This window comes from Saprospiraceae bacterium (genome assembly GCA_016712145.1).
In the GTDB taxonomy this organism is placed as follows: domain Bacteria; phylum Bacteroidota; class Bacteroidia; order Chitinophagales; family Saprospiraceae; genus Vicinibacter.
In genome coordinates, this window is sequence record JADJRO010000001.1 from 2,645,059 (window position 1) to 2,660,943 (window position 15,885).

Below are 15,885 nucleotides of genomic sequence, written 5' to 3' on the forward strand. Positions count from 1 at the left end.
GGATTACGAATTATGCGAGCGGAACGGATATCCCGCGTACCTGCGGGAAGAATTATGGGAGCGGAGTGGACATCCCGCGTACCCGCGGTTCTAATTTGGAAGGGGCATTGAAAATCCAACTACTTTTAAATGGATTTGGAAATCAGTTTGTGCCGATCTGCAATTCAGAATTTAGTAAGGCAATTCTGAGATGTTTGGCTAAAATAAATATCCATATATATATAAATATAGCACCTGTAAATACCATCGTATTTACAGGTGACTAAAGGTCTCAAATAAAGAAAACTACTTCTTTTATATCTTTTTTAGTGATAATCATTTTTACGTTACATATTGTATATTATTCTAATACTATGCCAATTTTTTAAAAAATCGGATAAATAAATTTTAAAATCAATGGAAAGCCCAATGTTTACGGGGACTTGAGCAGAGCCGGAGATTTTATTTGGAATTAATATATAAGCAGGGATTGCATGGTACAAAGCAGATTCATGGGTTTCCATTAAAAAAAAGCAAACCGAAACAATAAAAGGCTGTAAAATCTTGTTTTAAAATAACAAAAAAGCCTATGGTAGATACGTTTACATCATTTCAATTACTCCGTTTTGTTTATCAAGAATGCAGCGTCACAGAAAATCAAATGCTTGAAGAGTGTTTGATCAATGATATTGAATTGCAGGAAGAACAACGTTTATTAAGAGAAGCTAAACAGTTTCTCCCAAAGGCGATGTTTAATGCGCATCCTGCCAGTTTACAAAATATATTGGAGTACAGTCGATTTTAGGATTCGACCTTAAGGCTTTACTTTTGGCTTAGTTCCAGGTTCTGTTTACAGGATTTTTAATTTTAGGAACAGTCTGCAAATAAGCCCATAAGCCTTTAATTTCAAAATCTTTTAGGTTGCCTAAGGGCAGCATAGGATACCTTAAAGTTTTCCCGTCAGGTCGTTTACCTTCTTTGAGGGCTTTGTAAAAGTCTTCATAGGTCCAGCTTCCAATTCCTGTTTCAGTGTCCATGGTGATATTTGCTGAGAATATTTTCTTTTTATCCAGATCAATTAGGGTATTTCCTCCACCCATATAACCCAGCGACTTTTCTGGAAATTCAAGATTCATTTTAGAAAAATCAGCGGAATGACAGGAATAGCATTCAATCTTACCTTGGGCAATGTATTTACCATAATTTACGAGATCATTGGTATCGGGTTCCATGATTGGGGCATTTGGATACGCTAAAGGCTTGAAAACAGTATTTCCTAAAAACTTTGCAAAGAAACTTGGCTGACTTGCAGGGTGCACCCGTTCAGATGCTTGTACCTGAGGTCTGTCGGATTTTAAAAAGCAAATGACAGCTTCAAGATCACGATCAGACAAATGGTTAAATTTTGGCATCCAAGGTGGGGCATACCGTCCATCTGCACGTAAACCTGTGCGAAGAAAATGGGCAAGTTCGGAAGCGGTCCATTTTCCAATTCCATAAACCGGATGGTTGGTGATATTGGCTATATATGCCATACCAAAAACTGGATCGAGGTCTTTCATGAGTCCTCCACTGAGTTTTCCATCCGTGCCCATGTGGCAGGAACTGCAGATTAAAGCTGAAATACGAGCACCCTCTTCAATTTTTTGTTCTGTTGGGGATAAGGTAAATTCCTTAATTTGGGGCGGATCGTACGTAGGAATGCCTCTAAAATAAATAAACGCGGCAAAAGATACCACAAGCACTATTAAAACCAGCACGATATATAAAACTGCTTTCAATACTTTTTTCATAACAAGAATAATTTACTTATTAGTTATTACGAAATTAAACAGAAAATGGATTTTACAAAAGAAACTATCATAGAATTAAAAAAATCAAAAGAAATAAGCTTGTTGCGCAAGCATCCGTGGGTATTTTCCGGGGCTATACATACGAATACAAATGCACTCGAAGATGGGCAATTAGTTTATGTGGAAGATTCGAACCACAATCGTTTAGGTTTTGGACATTTTCATCACGGTTCGATTGCAATTAAAATGTTGCATTTTGGAAAGGAAGCATATCAGGAAGCATTTTGGGAACAACAACTGAGAAAAGCATTACAAACCAGAAAGAATTTAATGTTTCCAAATGCAGACACCAACTGTTATCGATGGGTTCATGGAGAAGGAGATCAATTGCCCGGTTTAATTATCGATGTGTATGATCAAACAATTGTGATACAATGTCATACTATAGGTATGCATAAAATAGTCGCAAGTTTGGTGAAATGCATTCCCAGAGTGATTAACAATACAGAACTATGCATAATTGACAAAAGTGCATCCAGTCTTCCAAAAGAATATGCACGAGGGATCAGCAATAAAATTGTTTATGGAAATACCCTTGAAATTCAATGTATGGAACATGGATATAAATTTTATATCGATGCACTCGAAGGTCAAAAAACAGGATTTTTTCTAGATCAACGTGAGAATCGTAAGCTCTTAGGGGTTTATTCTAAAAACCGAACCATACTCAATGCATTTTCATACAGTGGTGGATTTAGTATTTATGCATTAGCCGCTGGTGCGAAAGAAGTCCATTCTATTGATATTTCATCCAAAGCTTTGGATATATTAAATCGCAATTTAGAATTCAATGCAATCAATGGTGACAAGCATCAATCCATGTGTTTGGATGTTATAGATTATCTTGAAAAAATGGAATCAGGTTTGTATGATTTGATCATATTGGATCCACCGGCATTTGCAAAAAACATGAGTAAGCGACACACCGCCATGAAAGCCTACAAACGAATCAATGCACTGGCAATGAAAAAAATCAAGCCCGCAGGAATCCTATTCACCTTTTCTTGTTCGCAAGTTGTTACAGAAGAATTATTTTATCATACCATCGTTTCCGCCGGAATAGAAAGCGGACGAGAAATCCGGGTTTTGCATAAATTAAGCCAAGGACCGGATCATCCAGTCAGTTTATTTCATCCTGAAGGATCTTATTTGAAGGGAATGGTTTTGGAGATAGGGTAAATAGTTGTTAGTTGATAGTTGTTAGTTGATAGTTGTTGGTTTGTCCTTTCCTAAAATAGCTTGACTTTTTTTAATGTTCAATGAGCAATGCTCAATTAGCAATGTTCAATGAAAGATCCTGCCTGAAATAGCTTGACCTAAATAGGGTCAAATTGTCAAGCTAATCTATTAGGTAGAGGATAATTATTAAATGACAGCAGATTCACTCACCAACTACTTACAACGATTACCTGTCACCGAACACCTACCAACTTTCACCCACAACCTACCTCCTCTTATCAACTATCCCCCACCAACTATCCCCCCTCCTCCTATCAACTAACACCTATCAACTAACACCTATTTATATATAATAATTTTATTTAATTTATAAATAATTGTATATTTGCCTTTAAATAGATATACCCCCAATGAAAAACCTAATTCGCATCCTTTTATACCTTTTATTGGTCTTATTGGTCGTTGCTATAGCGGTCATGATTTACAAGCGGAGTAAAACCCCATCGGATGATATCCCGCCGACTTCAGAAATGACAGACAGTTTGTTTATGGATCCACAAAATCAAACTGCAATTACATCAGAAGATAGTATGATAATGGACTTAACCGGTCAATTACCGGAAAAAGTGGGGGCACCTGCCGAATCCAAGCCTTTAGCAGGTAGCACAACAGAAGCAAATAAAACCCTAAATGGAGCGGTTGATTACAGTCAGCCAGTAGCGGCACCGGAGCCTTCGGCAGCGGTAAATACCAATCCGAAAGCTCAAAAAGTATCGGAAAAAGTAGAATCCAAAAAAACGGAAGCCGTGGCTGTTCCTAGTAGTAAAACTGCAGCAGTAAAATCGAATCCAAGTACAAAATCCAATACAAGTACAACAAGCAAAGCAAGTACAAAAGCTGAAACAAAGCATGCTGATGAAAAGAAAAGCACGAAGGTCAATGCCACAAGTTCCGCTGGATTTTATGTGGTTTCCGGAAGCTTCATCGTACCGGCACATGCAGATGAGCAAGTTGTAAAATTGAAGAAAATGGGCTACAAAGGAGCGACGAAAAAAGTCTTTGGCTCATCAGAATATTATTCCGCAGTAGTCGGCCAATATGCGAGTCGGCAGGAAGCAGATAAAATTGTCAGCAAGTTAAATGCGAAAGGAGAAAAAGCCTTTCTAAAAGCAAAGTAAGACCCTTTAAAGTATGTGTGGCAGGGGTTCACTTACCAAAGTGGAATCCGAATTGGAAGAACGCTTTGATGCCGATTTTTATTCGGAAGATTTAGAGCGTTACAATCCATTACCCAGTTTTAATATAGCACCAACACACTGGCATCCTGTAATTACACAGGGAGATAAGCAACATTACAATTATTTGAAATGGGGACTCATCCCCTTTTGGGCAAAAGATATGAGCATTGGCAGTAAAATGATCAATGCCCGCATAGAAGGATTGCTGGAAAAACCCTTCTTCAAATCTGCATTGGAAAAACGACGCTGTTTGGTACCCATGGATGGATTTTATGAATGGAAAAAAGGAGTTGGAAAAATAAAAACCCCATTGCGTATTCAGACCACCAATCAAGAGGTGTTTTTTATGGCAGGTATTTATGACAGTTGGAAAAATCCGGAGGGAAAAGCCATTCCAAGTTTCAGTATTATTACCATGCCCGCTAATGAATTTATGAAACCAATCCATGATCGAATGCCCTGCATCTTATTGCCAGAGGAAGAAAGGCTCTGGTTGGAAGAAGGTATGTCGATTCAAGACAGCTTGCATTTATTAAAACCATATCCCGATGAATGGATGCGTGCGTATGAAGTTTCTTCAATGGTTAATAATGTGAGGAATAATGATGCCAGTTTGGTTGTACCGATTTAAAACCTAGAAGTCTAATAGACTTAAATCCTTATTGGCATAATTGGATTGATTTTATTAAATTGCATTGATTTAAGGGTCTTTTATGCAATTAAGGAATATTATTACAATCGGTTTCTTTTTATTCAACAGCATATTAGCAAATACACAGCATGCATTTACTGAACATATTAAATTGCATTGTGACGACAGCGTTATACGAAGCAATTTAGGATATCCGACCTGGAATCCGGCAACAATATTTAAAAAGCCACATTTTGGCTATGCAGAAATTCTTGAAGATTCATCGCTTCGCCAAACCTTGTATTACAGACCTCCAAAATATTTTCATGGTTTTGATACCTTGATGGTCTTGTGCGCAAAAGCAACACAAATCACCTGTGATACGGGAATTTATATTATAGAAGTTTCCTGCAATGCCCACATTGATTCATTCATAAGTATTAATTTGAAGTGCAATGAGGTAGATACATTTAAAATAAGCAATTCTTACGAAGCAGAAATTGCAGAGAGACACATTCATGGACAAGCCAGCTTATTGATCGGTGTGCCAGAAGACAACTTGTTATATCAATCGGAATCAAAATTTGCAGGACAGGATTACGTGCTATTGTATTTGAAGCAATTGCAGCAATACTGGCTGATCATTTATAATGTGACTTGCAACATAAGCAGCGTGCAAAACAATGCTGAGGATTCAAAATGGGCACAAACGATTTTCGTTACCAATGATATCCTGCATTTGGATTTTAATAATTTGGATAAATCGAATCAGGAATTGTTGTTATTTGATCTAAGTGGAAGGTATTTTAGCCTTGAAAAAGAATTGCCTTCAAATGAACTGCATTTAATATTGGATCAGCTGCCAGCTGGTTATTATTTTTTAGTATATAAATCAAATAAGCAAACCATCTACCAGCGATTTATTCTGCTGCATTAGATTAGAATCAGTCAATCGCTGAACTCAATAATTATCGCTGTTCATTCAATAAGTTGGCTGTATTTAGTGTGTATTCTGTTATACATTAGCTTTAGAATTTAATTTATACCCTAAAGCACATTTTGTTTAACATAAACTTAAAAACTATGAGGAGAAAAGAAAGAAATTTAACGTGAATAAAAATTTGAATTTTCTTTGCAATTGATTCGGAAGTTGAAGATTGGATTTTGAAAGGCTGTATTGGGTTTATCAACTTGGTTATTGTATAGCATTGTTTGTTTTGTTTAAAAATAGGATCCAATGTATGGTTGGTTGCTATACTTCAGCACCGAATTACGAAGTGAAGAGGGGATTTTAGAATTGGAAATCAGAAGCCAATTGCATTAAATGAAACCGCCTTCATTGCTGTCAACGAAGGCGGTTCATAATCCCTGTGAAAAATTATCTCATGAAACGTTTACCATTTTTGGTAAACCGGTTTTCGAAAATGTGTTCTCATAGTACTATTACGTAAAATGATATTACAATGTTATGGTAGAATATTGAATTTTCCAAGTCTGAGATGAAAAATCAGGGTTTACCCTGAGTGCCCAATCAGGGTAAACCCTGATTTTTTGTTCGGAATTTGCAAATTATTTACAATTGGAAATGAAACAGGAAAAAAAATAGCTGTTAAGCTAATAAGCTAAAAAGCTTAAAGAAGTTTTTAGTGTATTTCAGCCTTTAAGCTGCAAATCTGGAGTCAGGAGTCAAAATAGCTGTTAAGCTAATAAGCTAAAAAGCTTAAAGAAGTTTTTGGTGTATTTCAGCCTTTAAGCTGCAAATCTGGAGTCAGGAGTCAAAATAGCTGATAAGCTAATAAGCTGAAAAGCATAAAGAAGTTTTTGGTGTATTTCAGCCTTTAAGCTGCAAATCTGGAGTCAGGAGTCAAAAAAGCTGATAAGCTAATAAGCTGAAAAGCATAAAGAAGATTTTGGTGTGTTACAGCCTTTAAGCTGCAAATCTGGAGTCAAGAGTCAAAAAAGAAGAAGCCGATAAGCTATTAAGCTGAAAAGCTGTTAGCAAAAGAGTGTAATTCAGCTAAAACTAGTTGGTGAGTTAATTACAACTTCTCTGCCATAATTCGAAAGTCAGCCGTCAGGAATCGAAAGTAAGATATTCGAAGATTGATTAGTCCTGAAATGTTAATTTATTTTATCAATCAACAACCTTGCAACTAACACCTGCAACTACCACCTAACAACCAGCAACTAACACCTAGCAACTAACACCTAACAACCAATACCTAACAACCAGCAACTAACACCTACCAACTATCAAGATATATATTAAATTTGCATCTATATAATAAATTACAATATGTCTAAAGAAAGAGATGAAAAATTAAAAGCCCTGCAATTAACCGTTGACCGTTTGGAGAAAACCTATGGAAAGGGCAGTATTATGAAACTTGGCGATAAGCCGGTTTTGGATGAAATTGATTCCATTTCTACCGGTTCGTTGGGATTGGATATCGCACTTGGAATTGGAGGCCTGCCAAAAGGGCGGGTTGTAGAAATTTACGGACCTGAGAGTTCCGGAAAAACCACATTAGCCATTCATGCGATTGCTGAATCACAGAAAAAAGGAGGAATTGCCGCATTTATTGATGCAGAACATGCCTTTGATCGGGCCTATGCCGAAGCATTGGGAGTTAATACCGAAGATTTGTTGATTTCACAGCCTGATAATGGCGAGCAAGCACTGGAAATTGCTGAAAATCTGATTCGCTCAGGTGCTATTGATATCATTGTGATCGACTCTGTGGCTGCACTGGTTCCAAAAAGTGAAATTGAAGGTGAAATGGGAGAATCCAAAATGGGTTTACAGGCGCGTCTGATGTCTCAAGCTATGCGTAAACTTACAGGCACCATCGGAAAAACGGGCTGTTGCTGCATATTTATCAACCAATTGCGTGAAAAAATAGGTGTCATGTTTGGAAATCCGGAAACAACCACCGGTGGGAATGCGCTTAAATTTTATGCGTCTTTGAGGATGGATATTCGTCGGACCAGCAATGCAATAAAAGATAAGGATGGTAATATTTTGGGGAACCGGGTAAAAGTTAAAGTGGTGAAAAACAAAATGGCTCCACCGTTCCGAACTGCAGAATTTGATATTATGTATGGCCAGGGAATTTCAAAATCAGGTGAAATCGTGGATTTGGGTTCCGATATGGGAGTCATTCAAAAAAGTGGCTCATGGTTTAGTTATGAAGGCACAAAAATTGCACAGGGTAGAGATTCTGCAAAGCAATTTATTGAAGACAATCCTGAACTTTCTAAAGAAATTGAAGAAAAAATCAAATTGAAATTAGCTACCGGAAAATTGGTAAAGGTTGCAGCTGGAGAAGAGGAGGAGAGTTAATAATTACGAATTACGAATTACGAATGGGGGAATGTGCAATTATAAAATACGAATTTAATAATTTTAAAATTATTCATGATTTAAATTTGGCATTCTAAAATCAATTCTTAATTTTGTTGTACTAAATTGAATCAAAAAAAGAAGCAGTATTTCTGCTTTATTCTTAATTTCCCATATATATCCGAAATAGCGAGATGAATACATAGTCTCGCTATTCTTATTTTAAGTAGAATGGAAGTTCAAGTGCATAGCCTATCTTAGTCAAAAATAAAATTTATTCATAAGTTACCGCTTGGGATATAGTCATTCCTTGGTTCGTTGGATTTATATGAAATTATTTGAATGAATTGAAAGTAATAATTCTGTAAATTTCATTAGGAGCCAACATCCGTTCAAATCCAATATCCTTCTTGAAATTTGTACACAATGAAATTTTTAATAAGCTCCATGCAAATTGCTTAAAGGAATTTTATCTTTAATGCTCATTTGAATCTCAAATGAACTAACGAACTATCTGACATCAGTTTATTTCCAGAATGCATTTAAAAAGCACCAATAAAAAGTAATCCACTGTTTGTCTCTTATTCACCAGTAAATTGACTAATTTAGTTTTATGAAAGATAATTTTTCAGAAGTTGCAGCAGATTATTCAAAATACAGACCAAGCTATCCAAAGGAACTGATACGCTTTATCCTAGATCATTGCAAGACTAAACAAACTGCCTGGGATTGTGGAACGGGTAATGGACAAGTTGCAATGGAGCTAGCGCTTCATTTTAAAAAAATTATTGCTACGGATATCAGCAGGCAGCAATTGGATCAGGCTTTTAAATCAGAAAATATTGAATACCGTTTAGAATCAGCAGAACAAAGTACAATAGAAGATAAATGCATTGATTTAATTACCGTTGCGCAGGCGATTCATTGGTTTGATTTTAATGTGTTTTACAAACAAGTACATCGAGTTTTGAAGCCTGATGGAGTTTTGGCCGCGTGGGCTTATAATAATCCGGTATTAGAAGGGAATCTCAATAATGTTATTATGGAAATTTATGAAGATGCGCTGGGTGCTTATTGGGATCCTGAAAGACAATATATCACAGATGCATATACAACCATTCCATTTCCATTTGATGCAATTCATTGCCCACCCTTTAGCATAGCATACAAATGGACGCGTGAACATTTTACAGGGTATATCAGTACCTGGTCTGCATTGAAACACTATAGGGCAAAAAACACTACAGATCTATTGCCTTGGATAGATGAAAAACTGAAAGTTGAATGGCCAGATCAAACAATGAAATCGGTCTATTTTCCATGCCATTTGCGGATGGGTACTGTTAAATTAATTTCCTAAAGCCAAGACTTTTGTTCTAAAAAAGGAAATTTTTAAAATCAATTTTATGAAGCTGGAATTATTTAAAATTGATTTTTTAAATGCGATTTTTTAAAATAATTCTTTATATTTCTTTGCAATAGATTTGAGAAATCACGCTTTCATTTTCTTTTTTAGTATGATTTTTTATTTTTAGGATTCGAACTATTTAACGAGTAGACTTTATTTGCATTCTAAGCGCTTCTTAAGTTAATGTATAAGTAAGCCTAATTGAATAGATTACAAATTGTATTTTATCTAATACACCCGATTAATTAAACTGTTTAAATAATAATTAACAGTTTATAAATAATTGTTTTAAATTGTTTATAGTAATTGGTATTTAAACTTAGTATTTTTGCTATGTAAATAGTTACGATGAGAATTACTTTGATTTTTACTTTTTTTATATTAATCTCTTTTCAAAATAAAGCACAGCAATTAAGTGATACACTTAAAAAAGTATTGCTGGAAGGAATTACGATAGAAGCAACCAGAACGGAATTGGATATTAAACGACTTCCGGGAATTCAAGACAATTTTATTTATTCAGGAAAAAAGAATGAATGGATTGATTTAAGTCGCAAAGATTTTTCAGTTTCAGAAAAATACGGTCGTCAGATTTTTGCTAAAATTCCAGGTGTGTTTGTATATGATATGGACGGAACCGGAAATCAATTAAATGTTTCAACAAGAGGCTTGGATCCACACCGTGGTTGGGAATTTAATATTCGCAAAGATGGCATCATGACCAATTCAGATATGTATGGTTATCCTGCCAGTCATTACAATGTGCCTATGGAAGCCATAGATCATATTGAATTGGTTAGAGGTACAGGATCTTTGCAATATGGCGCACAGTTTGGTGGAATGATTAATTATGTAACCAAGCAGCCTAAGAAAGAAGATACTTTTGGATTTGAATCTATAAACACTGCGGGTTCTTATGGTTTGTTGAGTAGTTTCAATATGTTTTCTGGAAATTATTCTAAATGGACTTACAGCGGATGGTTTGTAAAAAAATCTTTGGATGGATATCGAAAATCAGGAGATTCAAAATACAATGCGGAAGGAATCAGTTTAAAGTATCAGGCCAGTGAAAATCTTTCAATAAAATTAGAATGGACGCATTCAAATTATACGATTCATCTAGCAGGTGCATTGACAGATGCTCAATTTGAAGAAGATCCAAGGCAAGCAACCAGGAACCGAAATTATTATAATCCTAACATTCACATTCCGTCTTTAAGGTTGGAATGGAAACTTTCGAAAAATACCCATTTAAGTTTTACCAATGCCTATCTTTTTGGGCAAAGAAACAGTGTATTATTTGATAAACCAACCAATATTAAAGACACAATCAATGCACAAACTTTACAATATAACAACCGTCAAGTTGATATTGACAATTTTAATAGTTTTACTTCAGAAGCCCGCTTGTTGCAGCATTATAAAATAGGAAAAACACACAGCAATTTAGCCACAGGTTTTCAATTAATCCGAAATGATTTAAACCGCAGGCAATTGGGGAAGGGCAGTACCGGAAGTGATTTTGACCTCAGTTTAGTTACACCTGGATGGGGACGGGATTTACATTTTAAAACAAACAATCTGGCTCTTTTTGTTGAAAACAAATGGAATCCTTTAACTGATTTTTCTATCAGTGCTGGTATGCGTTATGAAACCGGTCAAAGCGACTTAAGCGGGAAAATTAATTACTATCCGGATGACCAACTTCCCAATCAAATTAAGCATTCTTTTCCATTGTTTGGATTGAATGCAGAATATAAATTCAATGAATACAATAATATCTATGCAGGTTGGTCACAGGCTTATCGACCTGTAATCTTAAAAGATATCATACCTGGATCTTTGTATGAAATCTCAGATAAAAACTTGAAAGATGCACATGGATACAATATAGAAATGGGTTTCAGAGGGAACTGGAAATTTTTGAAATGGGACTTAAGTGCATTTCTAATTGAGTACGATAACAGATTGGGTACGATTGCACAAAAAGACAGTGCAGGTAATTTAATTATATTCAGAACCAATATTGGAAACTCTGAAACAAAGGGCATAGAATGTTTTGTTCAAACGGATTTTTATCCAGGTAAAAAATTGGCCATCAGTATTTTTAGTTCAACGTCTTACATGGATGCCCGGTATAAAAAAGCGAGTTTGCGAAATGGAAATGAAAATGTTGATTTAAGTGGCAATAAAGTAGAAAGTGTACCAGAATGGATCAGTCGCAATGGTTTGAATGTTAAATACAGCAAATGGAGCACATCAATTTTGGGAAGCTTTACCTCCAGTACGTTTGCAGATGCAATCAACACGGTCAAACCAACAGCAAATGCTGCATCGGGTTTGGTTCCATCCTATTTTTTATTGGATTTAAATGTTAGCTACTATTTCAATGATCAGATTCGCCTTCAGTTGAATTGCAACAATGTTTTAGACAAAGATTACTTTACAAAAAGACCTCAATTTTATCCTGGTCCAGGCATTTGGCCGTCTGATGGAAGAACCTTGTCTGCAACGATTGCAATTAAGCTGTAGGAGATTTTTTAATACCCCATATTTGCAATCGTCCGCAAGTTTTTAATAGCGTGTTTAAAGAAATATAATTTAATTTATTCGATTTCATATAAATTCGGTTTGTTAGTTCAATTTCGTGGTTAAATAAAAATTCCAATCCTATCTTTGGAGTTCATATGCAGCTATTTACCACAGTAAGGAATCTTCAAGATTCAATTTCTCAAAGTAAGCTCAACGGAAAAAAAATTGCTTTTGTACCCACGATGGGCGCATTGCATGCAGGCCATTTGTCTTTGGTCCAAAAAGCGAAGGAACATGCGGATACCGTGGTAGTGAGTATTTTTATTAATCCCAGTCAATTTAACAACCAATTGGATTTAATAAAATATCCTCGCATGCTTGAACAAGATGCCAATCTTTTAGAAGCGGTCGATTGTGATGTATTATTTGTTCCAATTGTTTCAGAAGTTTATCCACCCGGCTTGAATCCGGCAATAACTATCGAATTGGGTATTTTGGATGAAGTTCTTGAGGGAGAATTTCGTCCCGGGCATTTTAAAGGGATGTTGGAAGTTGTCTACCGACTGTTAGATATCGTTAAGCCGGATGTGTTGGTTATGGGGCAAAAAGACTTTCAGCAATTTACCTTAGTGTATCATATGATTGAACAATTAAAAATTCCAGTCAAATTAATTGTAGGAGAAACACTGAGAGAGCTGGATGGATTGGCAATGAGTTCACGAAATTTGAGATTGTCAGAACGTATGCGAAAAATTGCCCCGATTATTTATACCATTTTACAAGAATTAAAGCAACAATTATATATAAAGGATCTAGATCATTTGTTGGCTCAAGAAATGGAAAAATTGACGAATGCAGGCTTACGAATGGAATATTTGCGAATTGTAGATGGAATTAGCCTTCAAAACGTAAAAAATCCTGAAAAACATGTGTATATCGTGGCATGTGTAGCCTGTTGGGCAGAAGATGTTCGATTAATTGATAATTTGGTACTAAAAGGGCCCCCGCAATGAACTATTTAGGGTGAATATGGATTTACTCTATAAATACGCTAATTTTGCCCCATGTTACTTCAGTTTTTTAAGTCAAAAATTCACCGAGCAACCGTTACCGAAGCTAATTTAAACTATGTTGGGAGCATCACCATCGATGAATCCTTAATGCAAGCCGCAAATTTGTATGAAGGAGAAAAAGTGCAGATAGTCAATAATAATAATGGCGAACGATTTGAAACTTATGTTATTAAAGGAGAGCCAAATTCAGGAGTGATCTGTTTGAATGGAGCAGCTGCACGTAAAGCGGAAGTTGGGGATATAATAATTGTGATATCTTATGCTTTTATGAGTCCAGAAGAAGCACAACATTTTCATCCGGTATCTATTCATGTAGATGAGAAGAACCGAATAAAGTAAAACGGATTGTCATCTACCATTAAAAAAGTTTTGCAGCTAATTGTATTTCTAAGTGTTGGCTTAGGAATCATGTATTTTTTATACCAAAAAAATCAAGAATCCTATTTAGTTTATTGTGAAGCAAACCAGATTTCTTTAACGGATTGCAGTTTATTAAATAAACTAAAATCTGATTTTAGCACCTTAAATTATTTTTGGATTTGTTTGGTGTTTGTTGGATTTTTTATGACAAATTATTCGAGAACCAAGCGCTGGCAAATCCTTTTGAATACCATTGGACACGATGCCAAATTCAGAAATGCCTATCTGAGTATTAATATTGCTTATTTGGCCAATCTGGGATTGCCCCGAATCGGGGAGTTTGTTCGCGCAGTTATTTACGCCAAATATGAAAAACTGCCCTTTGACAAAGTGTTTGGTACCGTAGTATTGGATCGGATTGCTGATATGATTTCTTTTCTTGTGTTGGTCTTAGTAGCACTTGCATTGGATACTGCAAGCTTTCAAAATTTTTTTACAAACTATGCACAAGTACCAACTATAAATTTTAATGTTTATTATTTGATTTCGCTGGGGATCCTATTTGCAGCGATTTATTTTTTCAGAACCATCATAAGGAATTGGGTATTTGTAAAAAAGCTCATGCACATGCTGGCTGGAATTTGGGAAGGCATTGTTTCCATTCGAAATTTAAAAAACAGAAATTTATTTTTGTTACACACCATTCTGATTTGGTTTTGGTTTTATTTCATGTTTGTATTTGCCTGTAAAGCTTATGGCCCGACATCTGAATTAAGTCTTATTCAAATACTTGTGGTTTATGTATTTGGTAGTTTTGGTGTATTTATTCCATCTCCAGGAGGCATGGGAACCTATCATTTTATGGTTATCATTGGGCTTGGATTGTACGGATTGAATCAAGCAGATTCATTTTCTTTTGCAAACATTGCATTTGCATTCGGACAATTTTTTGCTTTAATCATTTTTGGTTTTGTATCTTTAATTGCCATCAGTTGGTTTAATAAAACATCCGTTTCAAATGCGCAAACCTGATTCTAAAATATTACAAGACACTGCTGTTTTGGAATTAATTTCAAAATGGAGAAAAGAAGGATTGAAACTGGTATTTACGAATGGCTGCTTTGACATATTGCACGAAGGCCATGTACGCTATTTGAATGAAGCAAGCAATTTAGGAGATCGGTTAATAGTAGGATTGAATGCAGATGCGTCGGTGAGCCGGTTAAAAGGACCTCAACGACCGATCAATCCTCAACAAAGCCGTGCATATGTACTGGCAGGATTGGAATGTGTCTCTGCTGTCATCGTTTTTGAAGAAGATACCCCTTTGCAATTAATTCAATTCATTGTTCCCGATGTATTGGTGAAAGGAGGTGATTGGGATGTAAAGCAAATTGTTGGATCGGATTTTGTGATACAACAGGGTGGGCATGTATACTCATTGCCGTTTTACAATGGATTTTCAACAACTTCCATTGAAGAAAAAATTAAAAACCAATCCTAATGGCTGTACATGAACTAACCGAGTACTTAGAGAGCATCGCTCCAATCCAGTTGCAAGAAGCCTATGACAACAGTGGCTTGATTGTTGGAAACCCTGCAATGGAAATTAAAGGCGTACTGTGCTCATTGGATTGTACAGAAGCGGTGATTCAGGAAGCAATTGATTTAAAATGCAATGTAATTGTAAGTCATCATCCGATTTTATTTTATGGTCTTAAAAAAATTAATGGATCTCATTATGTTGAAAAGGCACTCATAAAAGCTATAAAAAATGACATTGCACTGTATGCCATCCATACCAACCTGGACAATGTATTGACCCATGGGGTGAATGAGAAAATTGCCCAGCGTATTGGCTTGAAAAATCTTGAAATACTTAAACCTAAAGACACTCAAACAATGATAGGAAGCGGTGTTTTGGGTGAATTTAAAAAGCCGGTAGCGAGTTATGATTTTTTAGACAGTCTGAAAGTGCGAATGCAGTGCCACACAATTCGCCACAGTGCAATTATAAAGCCAATGGTCCAGCGTATTGCAGTTTGTGGTGGTGCGGGCTCGTTTTTAATTCAGGAAGCTATTTCTAAGGGAGCGGACCTCTTTCTTACGGCTGATTTGAAATACCATGAATTTTTTGAATCCAATGACCAGATCATTTTGGCCGATATCGGACATTTTGAAAGTGAGCAATTTACAATTGAACTTTTATACGGGCTAATTTCACAAAAATTCCGTAATTTTGCGACCCATTGTACGAAAATTAATACAAATCCAATCCAATATTATTAA

General features: G+C 35.8%; 15 protein-coding genes. 14 read left to right on the forward strand and 1 reads right to left on the reverse strand.

The window, feature by feature from the left end; translation table 11 throughout:
* Positions 1–107 precede the first annotated feature (107 nt).
* Complete coding sequence (locus IPK91_10825; protein ID MBK8297749.1) at positions 108–266, forward strand: hypothetical protein; 159 nt, start codon at positions 108–110, stop codon at positions 264–266.
* 302 nt (positions 267–568) lie between these two features.
* On the forward strand, positions 569–784 hold the full coding sequence (locus tag IPK91_10830) for a hypothetical protein (protein MBK8297750.1): 216 nt from the start codon (positions 569–571) through the stop codon (positions 782–784).
* Between the two features lie 28 nt (positions 785–812).
* On the opposite strand, the gene IPK91_10835 is transcribed toward IPK91_10830, so the two are convergent.
* On the reverse strand, positions 813–1,772 hold the full coding sequence (locus IPK91_10835) for a c-type cytochrome (GenBank protein MBK8297751.1): 960 nt from the start codon (positions 1,770–1,772) through the stop codon (positions 813–815).
* 45 nt (positions 1,773–1,817) lie between these two features.
* Between IPK91_10835 and IPK91_10840 the strand changes: the two genes are divergently transcribed.
* From IPK91_10840 to IPK91_10895, 12 genes are all read left to right on the forward strand, one after another.
* Positions 1,818–3,011 (forward strand): class I SAM-dependent rRNA methyltransferase, encoded by a 1,194-nt coding sequence (locus tag IPK91_10840; protein MBK8297752.1) that lies wholly within the window; start codon positions 1,818–1,820, stop codon positions 3,009–3,011.
* Positions 3,012–3,421: 410 nt separating this feature from the next.
* Positions 3,422–4,189, forward strand: a complete 768-nt coding sequence (locus tag IPK91_10845; protein MBK8297753.1) for an SPOR domain-containing protein — start codon at positions 3,422–3,424, stop codon at positions 4,187–4,189.
* A gap of 13 nt (positions 4,190–4,202) precedes the next feature.
* On the forward strand, positions 4,203–4,880 hold the full coding sequence (locus IPK91_10850; GenBank protein ID MBK8297754.1) for an SOS response-associated peptidase: 678 nt from the start codon (positions 4,203–4,205) through the stop codon (positions 4,878–4,880).
* A gap of 82 nt (positions 4,881–4,962) precedes the next feature.
* The gene (locus IPK91_10855; GenBank protein MBK8297755.1) at positions 4,963–5,817 is read left to right on the forward strand and encodes a T9SS type A sorting domain-containing protein; all 855 of its coding nucleotides are present in this window, start codon (positions 4,963–4,965) and stop codon (positions 5,815–5,817) included.
* Between the two features lie 1,359 nt (positions 5,818–7,176).
* Positions 7,177–8,223, forward strand: coding sequence for a recombinase RecA (gene recA / locus IPK91_10860; GenBank protein ID MBK8297756.1), 1,047 nt, complete (start codon positions 7,177–7,179; stop codon positions 8,221–8,223).
* Positions 8,224–8,836: 613 nt separating this feature from the next.
* Positions 8,837–9,583: a class I SAM-dependent methyltransferase gene (locus IPK91_10865; protein MBK8297757.1), complete on the forward strand. Its 747-nt coding sequence runs from the start codon at positions 8,837–8,839 to the stop codon at positions 9,581–9,583.
* A gap of 396 nt (positions 9,584–9,979) precedes the next feature.
* Positions 9,980–12,163, forward strand: coding sequence for a TonB-dependent receptor (locus IPK91_10870; GenBank protein MBK8297758.1), 2,184 nt, complete (start codon positions 9,980–9,982; stop codon positions 12,161–12,163).
* Positions 12,164–12,318: 155 nt separating this feature from the next.
* Positions 12,319–13,176: a pantoate--beta-alanine ligase gene (locus IPK91_10875; GenBank protein ID MBK8297759.1), complete on the forward strand. Its 858-nt coding sequence runs from the start codon at positions 12,319–12,321 to the stop codon at positions 13,174–13,176.
* Positions 13,177–13,227: 51 nt separating this feature from the next.
* Positions 13,228–13,575 carry an aspartate 1-decarboxylase gene (locus tag IPK91_10880; GenBank protein MBK8297760.1) on the forward strand — a complete coding sequence of 116 codons (348 nt, stop codon included), beginning with the start codon at positions 13,228–13,230 and terminating at the stop codon, positions 13,573–13,575.
* A 6-nt stretch (positions 13,576–13,581) separates the two neighbouring features.
* On the forward strand, positions 13,582–14,628 hold the full coding sequence (locus IPK91_10885; protein ID MBK8297761.1) for a flippase-like domain-containing protein: 1,047 nt from the start codon (positions 13,582–13,584) through the stop codon (positions 14,626–14,628).
* Positions 14,615–15,100, forward strand: a complete 486-nt coding sequence (gene rfaE2 / locus IPK91_10890; GenBank protein MBK8297762.1) for a D-glycero-beta-D-manno-heptose 1-phosphate adenylyltransferase — start codon at positions 14,615–14,617, stop codon at positions 15,098–15,100. Before IPK91_10885 ends, rfaE2 begins: the two co-directional genes overlap by 14 nt.
* Positions 15,100–15,885: a Nif3-like dinuclear metal center hexameric protein gene (locus IPK91_10895; GenBank protein MBK8297763.1), complete on the forward strand. Its 786-nt coding sequence runs from the start codon at positions 15,100–15,102 to the stop codon at positions 15,883–15,885. The genes rfaE2 and IPK91_10895 overlap by 1 nt, the downstream gene beginning before the upstream one ends.

What these genes read in the sequence shown, in the direction of transcription:
- IPK91_10830 (MBK8297750.1), top strand. Translation starts at nt 569, where the DNA reads ATGGTAGATACGTTTACATCATTTCAATTACTCCGTTTTGTTTATCAA.
- IPK91_10835 (MBK8297751.1), bottom strand. Translation starts at nt 1,772, where the DNA reads ATGAAAAAAGTATTGAAAGCAGTTTTATATATCGTGCTGGTTTTAATA.
- IPK91_10840 (MBK8297752.1), top strand. Translation starts at nt 1,818, where the DNA reads ATGGATTTTACAAAAGAAACTATCATAGAATTAAAAAAATCAAAAGAA.
- IPK91_10845 (MBK8297753.1), top strand. Translation starts at nt 3,422, where the DNA reads ATGAAAAACCTAATTCGCATCCTTTTATACCTTTTATTGGTCTTATTG.
- IPK91_10850 (MBK8297754.1), top strand. Translation starts at nt 4,203, where the DNA reads ATGTGTGGCAGGGGTTCACTTACCAAAGTGGAATCCGAATTGGAAGAA.
- IPK91_10855 (MBK8297755.1), top strand. Translation starts at nt 4,963, where the DNA reads ATGCAATTAAGGAATATTATTACAATCGGTTTCTTTTTATTCAACAGC.
- recA (MBK8297756.1), top strand. Translation starts at nt 7,177, where the DNA reads ATGTCTAAAGAAAGAGATGAAAAATTAAAAGCCCTGCAATTAACCGTT.
- IPK91_10865 (MBK8297757.1), top strand. Translation starts at nt 8,837, where the DNA reads ATGAAAGATAATTTTTCAGAAGTTGCAGCAGATTATTCAAAATACAGA.
- IPK91_10870 (MBK8297758.1), top strand. Translation starts at nt 9,980, where the DNA reads ATGAGAATTACTTTGATTTTTACTTTTTTTATATTAATCTCTTTTCAA.
- IPK91_10875 (MBK8297759.1), top strand. Translation starts at nt 12,319, where the DNA reads ATGCAGCTATTTACCACAGTAAGGAATCTTCAAGATTCAATTTCTCAA.
- IPK91_10880 (MBK8297760.1), top strand. Translation starts at nt 13,228, where the DNA reads ATGTTACTTCAGTTTTTTAAGTCAAAAATTCACCGAGCAACCGTTACC.
- rfaE2 (MBK8297762.1), top strand. Translation starts at nt 14,615, where the DNA reads ATGCGCAAACCTGATTCTAAAATATTACAAGACACTGCTGTTTTGGAA.
- IPK91_10895 (MBK8297763.1), top strand. Translation starts at nt 15,100, where the DNA reads ATGGCTGTACATGAACTAACCGAGTACTTAGAGAGCATCGCTCCAATC.